The organism is Micromonospora sp. NPDC005299 (assembly GCF_042872345.1).
In the GTDB taxonomy this organism is placed as follows: Bacteria; Actinomycetota; Actinomycetes; order Mycobacteriales; family Micromonosporaceae; genus Micromonospora.
In genome coordinates, this window is sequence record NZ_JBIAKG010000004.1 from 1 (window position 1) to 12,057 (window position 12,057).

At 69.3% G+C, this 12,057-nt stretch carries 13 protein-coding genes and 1 tRNA gene; 9 read left to right on the top strand and 5 right to left on the bottom strand.

Features of this window, described 5'->3' with window-relative positions:
* Positions 1-409: 409 nt before the first annotated feature.
* Positions 410-754, top strand: coding sequence for a hypothetical protein (locus tag ACFYPD_RS13050; RefSeq protein ID WP_387112418.1), 345 nt, complete (start codon positions 410-412; stop codon positions 752-754).
* A 404-nt stretch (positions 755-1,158) separates the two neighbouring features.
* The gene (locus ACFYPD_RS13055) at positions 1,159-1,545 is read left to right on the top strand and encodes a VOC family protein (protein WP_387112420.1); all 387 of its coding nucleotides are present in this window, start codon (positions 1,159-1,161) and stop codon (positions 1,543-1,545) included.
* Between the two features lie 638 nt (positions 1,546-2,183).
* Here ACFYPD_RS13055 and ACFYPD_RS13060 read toward each other — a convergent pair.
* On the bottom strand, positions 2,184-2,879 hold the full coding sequence (locus ACFYPD_RS13060) for an MOSC domain-containing protein (protein ID WP_387112422.1): 696 nt from the start codon (positions 2,877-2,879) through the stop codon (positions 2,184-2,186).
* A 327-nt stretch (positions 2,880-3,206) separates the two neighbouring features.
* Here ACFYPD_RS13060 and ACFYPD_RS13065 point away from each other — a divergent pair, with 327 nt between their 5' ends.
* On the top strand, positions 3,207-3,995 hold the full coding sequence (locus ACFYPD_RS13065; protein ID WP_387112425.1) for a maleylpyruvate isomerase N-terminal domain-containing protein: 789 nt from the start codon (positions 3,207-3,209) through the stop codon (positions 3,993-3,995).
* A gap of 327 nt (positions 3,996-4,322) precedes the next feature.
* Here the strand turns inward: ACFYPD_RS13065 and ACFYPD_RS13070 are convergent, their stop codons facing one another.
* Positions 4,323-4,691: a cyclic-phosphate processing receiver domain-containing protein gene (locus ACFYPD_RS13070; RefSeq protein WP_387112428.1), complete on the bottom strand. Its 369-nt coding sequence runs from the start codon at positions 4,689-4,691 to the stop codon at positions 4,323-4,325.
* Positions 4,692-5,258: 567 nt separating this feature from the next.
* Here ACFYPD_RS13070 and ACFYPD_RS13075 point away from each other — a divergent pair.
* Genes ACFYPD_RS13075 through ACFYPD_RS13085 form a run of 3 tightly spaced genes read left to right on the top strand, consistent with a single transcriptional unit; the run spans position 5,259 to position 8,244 of the window.
* Positions 5,259-6,830, top strand: a complete 1,572-nt coding sequence (locus tag ACFYPD_RS13075) for a replication initiator (protein WP_387112431.1) — start codon at positions 5,259-5,261, stop codon at positions 6,828-6,830.
* Positions 6,827-7,024, top strand: a complete 198-nt coding sequence (locus tag ACFYPD_RS13080) for an excisionase family DNA-binding protein (RefSeq protein WP_089007694.1) — start codon at positions 6,827-6,829, stop codon at positions 7,022-7,024. The genes ACFYPD_RS13075 and ACFYPD_RS13080 overlap by 4 nt, the downstream gene beginning before the upstream one ends.
* Positions 7,024-8,244, top strand: a complete 1,221-nt coding sequence (locus tag ACFYPD_RS13085; RefSeq protein WP_387112434.1) for a tyrosine-type recombinase/integrase — start codon at positions 7,024-7,026, stop codon at positions 8,242-8,244. Before ACFYPD_RS13080 ends, ACFYPD_RS13085 begins: the two co-directional genes overlap by 1 nt.
* Positions 8,245-8,320: 76 nt before the next feature.
* Here the strand turns inward: ACFYPD_RS13085 and ACFYPD_RS13090 are convergent.
* Both ACFYPD_RS13090 and ACFYPD_RS13095 read right to left on the bottom strand, forming a co-directional pair.
* Positions 8,321-8,392: transfer RNA gene (locus tag ACFYPD_RS13090), tRNA-Val, on the bottom strand.
* 50 nt (positions 8,393-8,442) lie between these two features.
* Positions 8,443-8,976 (bottom strand): TIGR02611 family protein, encoded by a 534-nt coding sequence (locus ACFYPD_RS13095; protein WP_387112437.1) that lies wholly within the window; start codon positions 8,974-8,976, stop codon positions 8,443-8,445.
* A gap of 273 nt (positions 8,977-9,249) precedes the next feature.
* Here ACFYPD_RS13095 and ACFYPD_RS13100 point away from each other — a divergent pair, with 273 nt between their 5' ends.
* Complete coding sequence (locus ACFYPD_RS13100) at positions 9,250-9,681, top strand: SsgA family sporulation/cell division regulator (protein WP_007457244.1); 432 nt, start codon at positions 9,250-9,252, stop codon at positions 9,679-9,681.
* A 71-nt stretch (positions 9,682-9,752) separates the two neighbouring features.
* On the opposite strand, the gene ACFYPD_RS13105 is transcribed toward ACFYPD_RS13100, so the two are convergent.
* A complete protein-coding gene (locus ACFYPD_RS13105; RefSeq protein WP_387112440.1) occupies positions 9,753-10,529 on the bottom strand; it encodes an SDR family oxidoreductase in 777 nt (258 codons plus the stop codon).
* Positions 10,530-10,680: 151 nt separating this feature from the next.
* Between ACFYPD_RS13105 and ACFYPD_RS13110 the strand changes: the two genes are divergently transcribed.
* Both ACFYPD_RS13110 and ACFYPD_RS13115 read left to right on the top strand, forming a co-directional pair.
* Positions 10,681-11,592, top strand: coding sequence for a helix-turn-helix transcriptional regulator (locus ACFYPD_RS13110; protein WP_387112443.1), 912 nt, complete (start codon positions 10,681-10,683; stop codon positions 11,590-11,592).
* A 7-nt stretch (positions 11,593-11,599) separates the two neighbouring features.
* A complete protein-coding gene (locus ACFYPD_RS13115; protein ID WP_262284371.1) occupies positions 11,600-12,055 on the top strand; it encodes an Rrf2 family transcriptional regulator in 456 nt (151 codons plus the stop codon).
* The last annotated feature ends 2 nt before the right edge of the window (positions 12,056-12,057 follow it).

Below are 12,057 nucleotides of genomic sequence, written 5' to 3' on the forward strand. Positions count from 1 at the left end.
ACTACGCCAACTGCACGACCTCGGCTACCAAGCCGACCTCACCCCACTCGCCGCATAGGTAAATCCACCGCTACCCATGGAGTTTCGTCTGAGTTCTGACCACTTCGTCTGGCGGTGTCCGTCCGCATCTGCGACCTCGGGCCATTGTCCGCGGGCGGCAGTCGGCGGCTGTCCTCGTGCCGCCTCGTTGCTGTCACCGTTGCTGTCGACAGCCCCGCCCTGTGGGGTGAGGTGGGCGCCAGCGATCCCTCGGCCAGCCCTAACCGCACCAGCCGACGGCCATGCTTTACAGGCCGTCTGCTTACCAGCCACTATCACCCCGCACTCACTGACCCCGGTCCCCGCCGACCATGACACTTCACCAACGCCTTCGGTTCTGTCATGGACTGACGGCTTCTGGAGGTAGAGCATGTTCTTCAAAGCCGTCCTTACGGTGCTGATAATTATTGCGGGGTTGGCTGCAATAATCTGGGTGGCCAACTGGCCCTTCAACACCCCCTGGGAGAAGAACCTCACTGCCGAGCAACGTCGTATTAACGCCGCACACAATCGGCGTCATCATCGGGGTGTGGCGCGCATTTTGTTGCCCAGTCTTGCCGTCATTTTCGGAATTGCATCGGTGGGAATTTTGTCAGGCCCGAAAAGTGATCCGCTCGCGGCGGCAGTCATGGGTGTCTGCTCGGTTGTGTGCGTCGGCGTGTTCGGTGCTCTGATCAAGAGGGGGCGCAGGCGGCGGTCTTCGACACGGCGATGAACTCTTTTTCTCAGAGCAGCACCTCACGCTTGCCTACCCTGGAGCGAACAGCCTGCCATCCCGATGCTCCATGGATGTCAACCCGGCGACTCCTTGACCCCCAGGCAACCAACACGGGGCTTCGGCCTGCCGCTTCATGGGCGTTGAACTGCGGGCGCCGACCACCAGCGTCCCTGCCCGTCCGCTGGCGTCCATCCCGATCGTCACCCAGCTAGTCACTCACCGCTGGTGACGTCGGCGTTCGATCAGCCATAGCGCTAGAACGGGCGGAACCGAGAACACGCCCAGCAACGAGGTGGTAGTCACCCAGGCCGGCATGGTCTTCGCCGGGACACTCGGCACCCTCCCCGGAAGAGGCGCTTGCAGGCCAGCGCAGACCGCCGCGAACTCCTATTGTGGTACGCATGTTCGAGACAGCGTTCGTCAATCTCTACACGCACGACATCGAAGCGGGGATCCGCTTCTACCGCGATCTGCTCGGGTTCACGGAGACGTTCCGGACTCCCACCGAGGGAGTCCCGGAGCACATCGAACTCCGGCTCGGCGGATTCAGCGTCGGACTCGGCACGGTCGAGGCGGCCAAGAGGGTCCACGGGGTGGAGGCTGAGCCGGGCAGACCCGCGATGGTCCTGGTGGTCTGGACACACGACGTCGACGAGGCCTTCGAGAAGCTCGTCACCGCTGGCGTCCCTGCGGTCCAACCGCCGCACGATTCCGGCAACAACAACCGCAATGCCCTGCTGCGCGACCCGGACGGCAACCTTGTAGAGATCGTCTCCAAGGTCGGGTAAGGCAGCCTCGGGCATCAGATGGCTCCCGCGCCATCCCGTCTGCCATCGACCCGCCCTTCCGGGGAGCGGGCCGCCGCCCGACCCGCCACGTCAAGCGGACCTTGACACCGGTTCGGACGCTGGCGGGTCGGGCGGTGGTCTGCTCGGCTCGCCCCGGGTCGATGGCAGGCGGGATGGCCTACCGCAACCACCCACGGACCGCGACCCGCCGGCGGAGCCCCGGCCATCCTGGAGCCGGAGCGCCCCCGCCGGAGGCGCACTAACCGCACCCCGCGACCGCCGCCAGCTCGCCAACGCGGCCTGCGTGCGCTCCCCCCACGCCGCGCGGGTCCTGGCCGCGCGGCCCGGCCGGCTGCCGGCCCACCACTCCACCGGTCAACGTCCTGTCGTTCTGCGGCGGCCCTCCGGGCTCCCCGCTCTCCGCGCCAGCCGCCGGGCGTTCGGCGTGTCGGCCGCAGAGCGGCAGCGGCAGCGGCCGGCGCGCGCCCTGGCGGCGGCGCGTGCGGCCCGCTCAGGGCCGCCTTGATAGACGTAAGGAAAGTCCTCACACACGGCCGACAGCCGGCCTGTCCTGTCTCGTGACCTGCGTGACAGATCGGTATCAGGACCTGGGTGACATTCCACCGACCGCTCGTGTCTCAGCTAGGTATGGGTTCGACGGCATCCCCGAGTGCGATACGACCAGGGCGTTCGACTGTGGCCCACACGCCGAAGGTCATGTCGTGGTGATCCGCGACGGTTCTTAGGAGATGTCCGTGCTCCGGGGCGCCCTCCTGGGCGAGGTCGATCATGACGCATCGAGTAAGCCGCTGGCGTGGTCTCAAGACGACCTCGGAACCGATGCGAACGGTTTTTCCGAGCCATCCGTCTTCAGGGAAGTCGCTGCCCGGTACATCGACAAGCAGGTTGGCGCGGAACCGCAACGGCTCGACCGGCTCCCCCAGGAGATCATGGAGTCGTCGCAGGGCGGCGGTGCTGATCAGGCTTACGGGTCCCTCGTCATGGTGCATGACCTCAGCCTGACGCTCGATCGTGACGCGCCGGGCGAGCAGCTTGCCGACAGCCTCATGCCCTGCTGGTGCATCGGCGGCGAAGCGGCGTCCGTCGGGCAGCTCGACGAGCGGCACCGGATCACCGAAATGCCCGCGGAGCGTGAACAGGCCGGGCATCCGGCGGAAGCGACGGGTGTTCTTCCCGCTGCCCAGCTTCCCGTCTGCGTCCCGCACGGCCCACAAACGGTCACCAACTAATCCCCGCTGGTCAACCTCGACGGCGGTGAGCTGCTCGCCGAGCAGCGACTTGATCGGATACCGGCGGATCTCGGCTAGCTCCATCGGCGTCACTGTAGATGGCCGGACGGAGCAAGGTCATCTAGCCGCCCGCGTCACGCGGGTCCTGAGACCGATCTGTCACGCAGGTCCTGAGACCCGACAGGCCGACAGCCGGCCTGTCGTACTCCGCTTGATGCTTTACGTCGTGGCTTCACTTGATGCACGACACTCTCCTCGTATGGGGAACCAGCCAGCGAAGGTCGCGTTCGACTTTCAGCAGTAGGCGCGTCGGGTGAGCGGAGGGCCTTGCTTCGTCTGCGCGTTTGCGCCCGCCGCGTCGGCTGTGGAAATCGCTGTCCGATTGTCGGAGCACAGTGCTAGAAAGCCGGAGTGCAAAAGACTTTGACGTTCCCTGAACAGCTGCGGCTCATTGACGAACGGTCGACCGCCTTTCGCGCCGCGGTCGCCGCGGCACACAGCCTCGACGTTCAGATGCCGACCCATCCCGAGCGGACGCTGTTCGATCACGTGCAACACGTGGGCATGGGCCGCCGCAAAGCAGCCGCCATCGTCACCGCAGGGCCCGCGGACGCTCCGCCGGAGGAGTCCGCATGGGGAGGCGGCACGGGCGCACCTCGGGAGCGCGAGGCTCTACTGGCCTGGTGGACCGAGTCCATCGAGCAACTAGCGAGCGCGCTGCGCGAGGCCGGCCCGGATCGCGCTTGCTGGACATGGTGGTGGGACTCGCCGTCACCGCAGACCTCCGGGGCCTGGGCGCGGCGCCAGCTCCACGAGATCGCGGTGCACACCTACGACGTCCAGCTCACCGGGGGCGCCCCGAAGCCGATACCGGAGGAGATCGCTCTCGACGGTTTCGACGACTGCCAGTTCACCCTCTGCGCGACGACGGTCGCCTGGCCACACGAACCCGCCGTCGTCGATTACCACGCCACCGAGGGCCACTCCTGGCGCCTTCGGCTGTCCCACAACGGCGCACAGGTCGCCCGCCTCGGCGCTCCCGCTGCCGGCGAGGACTCGGACACGGCCGACGTCTCCGCCCGGGGCACGGCCAGTGACCTGGTCCTGTTCTTCTACGGCCGCATACCGTTGGATTCCCTGAAGTTCGAAGGCGACCGTCGTATCTTCGATCAGCTCGCAGCCTGGGACCCGTCCGTGTAACGGCATCCCAGCTGGCACGCTCCCGTGTAGGTTCACAGCGACGCTGTCCTGCCCATCCCCGTGCACACGCGCCAGAGCGGCCGGGGCAGGCGTGAAGTCGCAGCAGTTCCACGCGGTGATGGCTGAGAACGGCGTCCTACGGGTCGACGACGACAGCCAGACAGCCCTCGCCCGGGACATCCGCAGCCGCATCCAAGCCTGAACTCACAGGACGATCGTGCGCACGGTGCCGTGATCGTCTAGCCGGAGGCGTAACGGATCAACTGAACGCAATCCGTAACGCATCAAGTGGAGCCCGACAGGCCGACAGCCGGCCTCCCCGGGCCGCTACTCGGCCTCTGCCAGATAGCCGACGTACGGTGACCCAGCCGCAGAGCGCACGTTGTAGCCCCAGCGGCGCAACGCCTGCATGATCTTTCCAGCGCCGGCGGGGTTCGCTGAGTGGACGTAAACGACGCCGATATCGAACGGGCGCTCCTCGAACGCGGCCCGCTCCAACACCTCGACGACCGGCCAAATCGTGTCGTCCTGGCCGAGGTCGTGATCCAGCCACAGCTCGTCCAATCGCTGTCCGCGGTGTCGCTCCAGCGCCTCAATGCCGGCCCTGCTGGTGCGCGCGACTTGTGCCACCCGGCCATCAACGAACGAGCGCAGGTCGTCTACCAGCACGATTCCCTTCAGCTTCTCGGTAACCACGGCACCATCCTTGGGCCAGCGCGCCGCCATCGCCACCGCTATTGGGGCCTGCACTTCGCACCGGACTACGGCGGGTTGACGTGTCGGTACGCGGTGCTACTCTGGCGCTCGTCGAGCACGACAGCGCGGCCTTCCTGCCGGATCGCTGGCCTCGACGTTGGGATGCCGAGCGGCCTTCCTGCCGCTGATGCGGGCCACGTCCCGCCGGCCCTCGATCACACCGGCCCCCATGTCGGTTCCCGAATCCGCTGAGCGGCCCAGCACGGTCTTCCCTACCGTCGAAGATGGCCCGGATTCGCTCACCTCCACGGGTGGGGGCAGCCTGCGGCAACCCGCCGGATGCCGACAACCCAGGCTCCCCACCCGTGCCAGCCCACTCACCAGGTTCACGAGCGTGAAAGGACATGACCCATCGGCGGGAAGTGGTACGACCACGATTCCGCCCTCCGGCGTCAGCCGCCCTCTCGGCGGTGCCAGGAGACCCGACGAACACCACCAGCGGACACATTTCCACGGCTGGTGGTGCTTCGTCTCCCGTCCCCGCCACCCCCTGATGAGGAGACAGTCGTGTCCACCACCCCGCTCACCATCGACGGCCCCGGTCTCGCCGTCGGCCGTGACGCCCAGGTCCTGCACCGCGCCGCCACGCCGGAGTTCTCCGGCTGGCTGGAGCACACCCGCCCCGCCGGCGGCTGTGCTCGCCCGATCCGCCTCACCGGCACCATCGCCGCCGTCGACCGGAACACCGGCCGCATCACCGGCCAGCTGCACACCGACGAGCTGCCCGACCGGACGCTCTACAAGGCGTGCGGCAACCGCCGCGAATCGGTGTGCCCGGACTGCGCCTGGGTCTACCAGGGCGACGCTTACCAAGTCGTCTGTCGCGGTGTGACCGGCGGTAAGGGTGTCCCCGCCTCGGTCGGCCGGCACCCGGTCGTCTTCGCCACCTTCACCGCCCCCTCCTTCGGCCCGGTCCACCACCGGCACGTCCCACGCCACACCTGCCACAACCGGCAGCGCTGCGACTGCCGCCCCGCGCACTGCCGCGCCCGCAGCAATGCCGGCACCTGCCAGCACGGGCGACCCGCGGCGTGCTTCGCCCGCCACGACGTCGACGATCCGCGGCTCGGACAGCCGTTGTGCCTGGACTGCTACGACCACGACCACCAGGTCGTCTGGAACTACTTTTCCGGCGAGCTGTGGCGGCGCACCAAACAGGCCATCGACCGCTACCTAGCCGCGCTCTGCGGCAAGCGCGGCATCCCCAAGGTCGGCATCGTCACCGCCTCCGGCAAGGTCCGCTGGGTGCCGCCCGTACGGGTCTCCCACGGCAAGGTCGCCGAGATGCAACGCCGCGCCGCCGTGCACTTCCACGCCCTGCTACGCCTCGACGGCGTCGACCCCGACGACTCGGACACTCTCGTGCCGCCACCGGCGGGCATCACCGTCGACGACCTGGAGGATGCCGTCCACGCCGCCGCTCGGCAGATCACGGTCACCACACCCGCGCACCCCGACCAGCCCGAAGGCTGGCTGGTCGCCTGGGGCAAGCAGGTCGACGTCCGACACATCAACTCCGCCGGCGGCGAGCTGACCGACGGCAAGGTCGGGGCCTACCTCGCGAAGTACGCCACCAAGGCCACCGAAGTCACCGGCCACTGCTCCACTCGACTCACCCCCGCCACCATCGACGACTACGCCGACCCCGAAGGCGACCACGTCGCCCGCCTCATCGACGCCTGCTGGCATCTCGGCCGCCCCACCCCCACCGACACCAGCAGCGGCGCCACAACCGCCGACGATCGTCAAGGCGGCCTTGACGCCAAACCCAACATCTACGGCGGCTTACGCCGCTGGGCGCACATGCTCGGCTTCGGCGGTCACTTCCTCACCAAAGCCCGCCGCTACTCCGTAACCTTCGCCCTACTCCGCGACACCCGCGCCACCTACCGCCGAGAAGAGGACGACCAACCGGCCGACACGATCAACGTCGGCACCCTCACCTACATCGGCTCCGGCTGGCTCTCCGAGGGAGACGCCCTGCTCGCCAACACCGCCGCGGAACAGCGACGCGAGAGCAGACGCATCGGCCGAGAAGAGCTCGCCTACGAAGCCTGGCTCCTCGGAGCCGCCGCATGAGCCATGACCTCACTCCTCGCTGGTACTCGCCTGCCGAGGTCGCCGTCCTGCTCGGCTTCGGCATCTCCAAGGTCAAGATGAAGATCGCCACCGGCGAGCTGCGCTCCATCAAGGACGGCAAGTACCGCCGCATCCTCCCCGAATGGGTCGACGACTACATCCGCGAGCAGGTCGAACGTCAGGAGGCCGCCTGATGCCCGCACGCGCACGAGCCAACGGCGAAGGCTCGATCTTCCCCTACCGCAACGGCTTCGCCGCATACGTCTGGGTCACCAAGCCCGACGGCCGGCGGGACCGCAAGTACGTCTACGGGAAGACCCGCGAAGCAGTGCACGACAAGTGGATCAAACTGCACCAGCAGGCGAAGCAGGGACCGGTGGCAACGAGCGTCCCCACGGTCGGCAGCTTCCTCACCTATTGGCTCACGGAGATCATCCAGCCGAACCGGGCACCGTTGACCTACGCCACCTACGAGACCTTCGTCCGCCGCTACATCTCCCCCGGCCTCGGGGCCAAGCGGCTCGACCGGCTCCAATCGAGGGACGTGCAGACCTGGATCAACCAGGTAGCCCGCACCTGCCAGTGCTGCGCCCAGGGCAAGGACGCCGCCCGGCCGAAGCACAAGCGCCGCTGCTGTGCGGTCGGCCGCTGCTGCCAAGCCGTCCCGTCAACGCGGACGGTCAGCGACATCCGGGCCGCCCTGCGGGCCGCCCTCACCCACGCCCAAGCCGAAGACCTCATCACCAAGAACCCGGCCGTCCCGGTCACCCTCGCCACCGTCCGCCGCCGCCGGGGCAAGTCCTGGTCGAGCGACGAGGCCCGCAAATTCCTCGAATCGGCCCGCGCCGACGAAGACCCGCTCTACGCCGCCTACGCCCTGGTCCTCGTCACCGGCCTACGCAAGGGCGAGGCACTGGGACTGACGTGGGAGGACGTCGACCTCGACGCCGGAGAGCTGACCATCGGCCGCCAACTGCAACGCGTCCGCGGGCAACTCCTGCACCGCGACACCAAGACCCAGGCGCCCGACGCCACCCTCCCCCTGCCCGACATCTGCCTGACCGCCCTCAAGCTCAGACAAGAACAACGCAACGAGGCCCGAGCAGCCGCCGGCAACGCCTGGCAGGAAACCGACCTTCTATTCACCACCCGCTACGGCACACCCATCGAGCCGCGCAACTTCCAACGCTCCTGGCAGACCCGGTGCGAGAAGGCGGGAGTCAAGACCATCACCGTCCACGACGCCAGGCGCACCTGCGCCACGCTCCTGGCCGACCTGGACGTCCACCCGCGAGTCGCCATGCAGGTCCTCCGGCACGCCCGCTTCTCCGTGACCATGGAGATCTACACCCAGGTCTCGTCCAAAACGACGCGGGAAGCACTCAAGCGCCTCGGCGACTCACTCGGCCGCTGAACGAACTGCTGTACTTCACTGCTGTACGCAAGCAAAAAGGCCACCTCCGAAGCCGGGAAGTGGCCTTTGACCTGCGTGGGCGATACTGGGATCGAACCAGTGACCTCTTCGGTGTGAACGAAGCGCTCTCCCGCTGAGCTAATCGCCCTCAGCGCCGATGACTCTACCTGATCGAGACCCCCGACCAAAAACCGGGTCTCAGTGCGTCGCGAGGTAGTGCAGCGCCCGCGCCACGATGTCGATCCCCAGGCTGTACTTGAGCGACAGCCACAGCACGACCGACACGAACACCAGCCCGGCGGCGCCCAGGGCGCAGCGCACCGGCAGCGACCGGCTGGTCGCCCACCGGGTCCAGGCGTTGACGTGCCGGCGGGTGAAGGCGAGCAGCCGTCGCGCCCAGTGGAACTCGACGGCCCAGACGCCGAGGCCGGCGATCACCAGCAGCCAGCCGGGTCCGGGCAGCGGGATGAGGGCGATGCCGAGGGTGACGACGATGGCGCCGAGCAGGCCGATGAAGATCTTGAGGGCGACCCGGCCGGTGGGGTTGGCCCGGATCAGTTCGAGGGTGGTGTGCAGGCGCCCGCGCCATCCCCCGCGGCGCCGCTCGGCGAGAGCGGTCCCCCGACCCCCTTCGACAGGCACCTCGTACCCCCGACTTTTGGCTGCTCGGACCGCACCTTTCGGTGGGCTGGCCGTGGTCCTCGTTTCCACCGAGGAACCCCTCGTGACCATTTCCACCCCCAGTGTCGCCCGGGACCGTCACCCCTGCTGAGGACTGGACGTTACCGGAGTAAGTCGACGACTGAACCACCCGTTGCCGGGCGGGATGACGGATCGGGCGGAAGCGGAAATCCTACAAGAATTTTCATGTTCTCGGAGGCTTTCCGACCCCCTTCCCACCACTGGGTGAAGTCAGCGTATGGCGGAGCGTAGCCAGGAGCAGCACCTGAGTATGGGAAAAGCGGGACACGCGCGTTCCGCAGCGGTGCCGGGGGGAGAACGTCCATGAGTGTGATTCGACCGACGACCGTAGAGGTCGAGACGTCGCTAAGGCTCGTCGCGCCTGACGCCACCGCCTTGCCGGTGCGCGCCAGTCTGCGTTACGACCCTGCTGACCCGTATGCGGTCCATGTCCTGTTCCACGCCGAATCCGCTGGCGGCGAGGCGGTGAGCTGGTCGTTCGCCCGCGAACTGCTGGTCACCGGGCTCGACGAGCCGGCCGGCATCGGCGATGTCCGGGTCTGGCCGTGGGCCACCCCGCGCGGCGACTTCGTCGCGCTCGCGCTGTCGTCGCCGGACGGCAACGCCCTCTTCGAGGTCCCGCGCAGCGTGCTCGTGCGCTTCCTGCGCCGGACCTACGTCGTCGTCCCGCGCGGCCGCGAGGCCGAGCACCTGGACGTCGACACGGCGGTGAACCGGCTGCTCGCCGGCCGCTGACACGGCACACCCGGGGCCGCGCGGATCTGCCGAGTCCGCGCGGCCCCGGGCCGTCAGGTCCGGGGTACGCCTCAGCCGTGCGTGGTGATCCCACCGTCGACCGGGATCACCGCCCCGGTCAGGTACGCGCCGGCGCGCGACGACAGGTAGATCGCCGTGCCCGCCATGTCCTCGGGGCGGCCGATCCGGCCCAGCGGCACCTGCTGCTCGATGGCCGACCGGGAGGCCGGGTCCTCCAGCGCGAAGGCCATCATCTTGCTCTCGAACGGCCCCGGCGCGATCGCGTTGACCGTGATCTGCTCGCCGGCGAGCTGGTGGGCGAGGCTGCGGGTGAGCATGTGCACGGCGGCCTTGGTCGCCGAGTAGGCGTACACCTCCATCCACGGCACCCGGATGCCGTCGATCGAGCCGATGTTGATGACGCGGGCCGGGTCGTCGGGGCTCGCCGCGGCGCGCAGCGCGGGCAGCAGCGCGGTGGTGAGCCGGAAGACGGCCTTGACGTTGACGGCCCAGAGCTTGTCGAACGCGGCCTCCGGGTACGACTCCAGCGGCGCGCCCCAGGTGGCGCCGGCGTTGTTGACCAGCACGTCGAGCCGGTCGGTGCGGTCCCGCACGGCCTGCGCCAGCCCGAGCGCGCCCTCGTCGTGGCCGAGGTCGGCGGGGATCGCCTCGCAGTGCCCCTCGGCGGAGAGCTCCTTGGCCACGGCCTCGCAGACGTCGGCCTTGCGCGAGGAGATGATGACCTTGGCGCCGGCCCGCACGAAGCCCCGGGCGATCATCAGGCCGATCCCCCGTGAGCCGCCGGTGACCAGCACCGTCTTGCCTTCGACCGAGAACAGATCCGTCATGCCCATCCCATCGCCGGTGTGCGGGGCCGCGGGTCGGTCGGGCGACCCCGGCGCTACCGATCGGTAACCTAACCGTCCCCCGTCGGTGCCGACAAGGCCGGCCGAAACCGTCGAGATGCAACGTGCGCGTCGGGCGGTTACCGTCGGGACGATGGTCACTACCGGTCAGCCCTCCCCGGCAACCCGCACCGACCTGTCCGCTCGCGTCGACGCCGACGAGATCGCCACCGGTGCGCTCGCCGACCTGGCACCCGCGTCCGGCTGGTCCCGGCCGGTCCTGCTCGACGCCGACCTGCTGGTCCTGGTCACCCACGGTCACGGCACGGCGGAGCTGGACTTCCGCGCGCTGCCCTGCCGCCCGGGCACGCTGCTGCGGGCCCGCCCCGGTCAGGTGCTGCGCTGCCACGGTCCGCAGCTCGACGCGACGGTGGTGCGCTGGGGCCCGGAGACGCTGCGCGGCCTGGACGTCGACCCGGACGCGGTGCCGGCGTACCGGCAGCTCGCCGGCGAGGACGAGGACGCCGTGATCAGCGAGGTGACCCAGCTGGCGGTGGACGCCGACCGGCACGCCGGCGTCCCGGCCGCGGTGGCGCTGCTGCGCCACCAGCTCGCCGTGCTGCTGCTGCGGCTGAGCCTGCTGCCCGGCACCGGGGAGCGGGCGACGCCGCGGGCCGAGTCGGAGACCTTCCGCCGGCTGTGCCGGGAGGTGGAGCGCGGCTACCGGCACACCCGCCGGGTGGAGGACTATGCCGCCCAGCTCGGCTGCTCGGTGCGTACCCTGACCCGGGCCTGCCTGGCGGTGACCGGCCGCAGCGCCAAGCAGGTGATCGACGAGCGGGTGGCGTTGCAGGCCAGCCGCCTGCTCGCCGCCACCGACGAGCCGATCGCCCGGATCGGCCGGCGGCTCGGCTTCCCCGAGCCGACCAACTTCGGTCGCTTCTTCACCCGCGAGGTGGGGGTGAGCCCGGGTGCCTTCCGGGCGGCCCGGGAGCAACCTCTGCCCGTCCGCATGGTGCGCCCTCGCCCGCCCGCCGACTCCCCCGCCCCGGCCGGCCGGGCATGATGGCACTGTGCAGATCTCCGCGCGCGGCGACTACGCGGTCCGGGCCGCTCTGAGCCTGGCCACCGCGTACCCCACCCTGGTGTCCACCCAGGCCATCGCGGCCGAGCAGGACATGCCCCGCAAGTTCCTCGAAGCAGTCCTGGCCGACCTGCGCCGGGCCGGGATCGTCCGGGCCCAGCGCGGCGCCGAGGGCGGCTACACCCTGGCCCGGCCGCCGCGCGACATCACCATCGGGCAGATCCTGCGCGCCGTCGACGGCCCGCTCGCCGGGGTACGCGGGCTGCGCCCCGAGGAGACGCGGTACGAGGGCGCGGCGGAGAACCTGCCCCGGCTCTGGGTGGCCGTCCGCGCCGCCGTCCGGCAGGTGGTCGACGAGGTGAGCCTGGCCGAGATGGCCAGCGGGAAGCTCCCCGGCCACGTTCGCAAGCTGATCGCCCGCCCCGACGCCTGGGAGCCCCGCTGACG

What these genes read in the sequence shown, in the direction of transcription:
- ACFYPD_RS13080 (WP_089007694.1), top strand. Translation starts at nt 6,827, where the DNA reads ATGAGCCATGACCTCACTCCTCGCTGGTACTCGCCTGCCGAGGTCGCC.
- ACFYPD_RS13060 (WP_387112422.1), bottom strand. Translation starts at nt 2,879, where the DNA reads ATGGAGCTAGCCGAGATCCGCCGGTATCCGATCAAGTCGCTGCTCGGC.
- ACFYPD_RS13100 (WP_007457244.1), top strand. Translation starts at nt 9,250, where the DNA reads ATGAGTGTGATTCGACCGACGACCGTAGAGGTCGAGACGTCGCTAAGG.
- ACFYPD_RS13110 (WP_387112443.1), top strand. Translation starts at nt 10,681, where the DNA reads ATGGTCACTACCGGTCAGCCCTCCCCGGCAACCCGCACCGACCTGTCC.
- ACFYPD_RS13085 (WP_387112434.1), top strand. Translation starts at nt 7,024, where the DNA reads ATGCCCGCACGCGCACGAGCCAACGGCGAAGGCTCGATCTTCCCCTAC.
- ACFYPD_RS13105 (WP_387112440.1), bottom strand. Translation starts at nt 10,529, where the DNA reads ATGACGGATCTGTTCTCGGTCGAAGGCAAGACGGTGCTGGTCACCGGC.
- ACFYPD_RS13095 (WP_387112437.1), bottom strand. Translation starts at nt 8,976, where the DNA reads ATGGTCACGAGGGGTTCCTCGGTGGAAACGAGGACCACGGCCAGCCCA.
- ACFYPD_RS13050 (WP_387112418.1), top strand. Translation starts at nt 410, where the DNA reads ATGTTCTTCAAAGCCGTCCTTACGGTGCTGATAATTATTGCGGGGTTG.
- ACFYPD_RS13055 (WP_387112420.1), top strand. Translation starts at nt 1,159, where the DNA reads ATGTTCGAGACAGCGTTCGTCAATCTCTACACGCACGACATCGAAGCG.